Source organism: Pseudoalteromonas sp. SWYJZ98 (genome assembly GCF_015864495.1).
Lineage (GTDB): Bacteria > Pseudomonadota > Gammaproteobacteria > Enterobacterales > Alteromonadaceae > Pseudoalteromonas > Pseudoalteromonas distincta.
In genome coordinates, this window is record NZ_JADYXA010000100.1 from 1 (window position 1) to 861 (window position 861).

Annotated in this window: 1 protein-coding gene; it reads right to left on the minus strand. The window is 61.9% G+C overall.

Going from position 1 to position 861, the window contains the following annotated elements:
• Window positions 1-861 (minus strand): hypothetical protein (locus I6F10_RS19990; RefSeq protein ID WP_197099314.1); only part of this gene is annotated, 861 nt, incomplete at both ends.

Below are 861 nucleotides of genomic sequence, written 5' to 3' on the forward strand. Positions count from 1 at the left end.
GTAGGCGTATTCGGTGTTGAACTCGCCGCCTGGGTCGATCATCGCCAAAGGTTTGAGGGAGATGAACCCGCTGTTGTACGTGATGCTGCCTGTAGCGTCTCCGGTGAAACCGCCTGTGCCGTTGTCGGTTGCGGTCTTCAACACACCCCCAGACTCCCAGGTCACGACGACGGACCCTGGTTCCAAGGGGGAGTGCGGTACGGTCCACGACAATTCGGGCATCCGAAAACCGATGGCGGCAGATCGGTTGGTGTACGCAGACTTCTCACCCCACGAGTAGATGATGGATGAGCCAACGTCTGGCATCGAGGGGAACGTTACGGCGATGGAGCCGTTGTCGTAGTTGACGGTGCCAACCCCCGTGCCCGTCAGGTTGCCGAGACCGTCGTCCTGGATGGTGTACCAACTACCGAGCGCCCGGAAGGAAACCACCAAGGAGTTCGCAGCCGGGAACGGCCGCAGGATGTCAACGAAATTGAAGCCGCGGTTTTCCTGCCCGATCTTGATGCGCTTGCTGTGCGGCGCGGCGCCAACGGTAACAAGCCGTGGCGTCTCGGCCAAGACCAAGGATCGCTGTGCGGAAGGCCGCTGGTCGAGCGCACTGACTTCCGTCCGCGCGTTGGGAACCAGTTGGGTGTAGACGCTCTCCACCTGCACCGTTGCGTCGCCGATAGCCCCCGCCGATTCCAGGGCAACGACACCGTGGTACGACCCGGCATCCGCGACGGTGGTGTCACGGACCTTAGTCTTGCCGTCGGCCACGGCGAAAAGCCGGGATGGGGGTGAGCCAGGGAAGTTGACGCGCAAGGCATCGCTGATGTCACAGGTGACAACTTCCGCTTCAAAGTCCACCAAACCGCC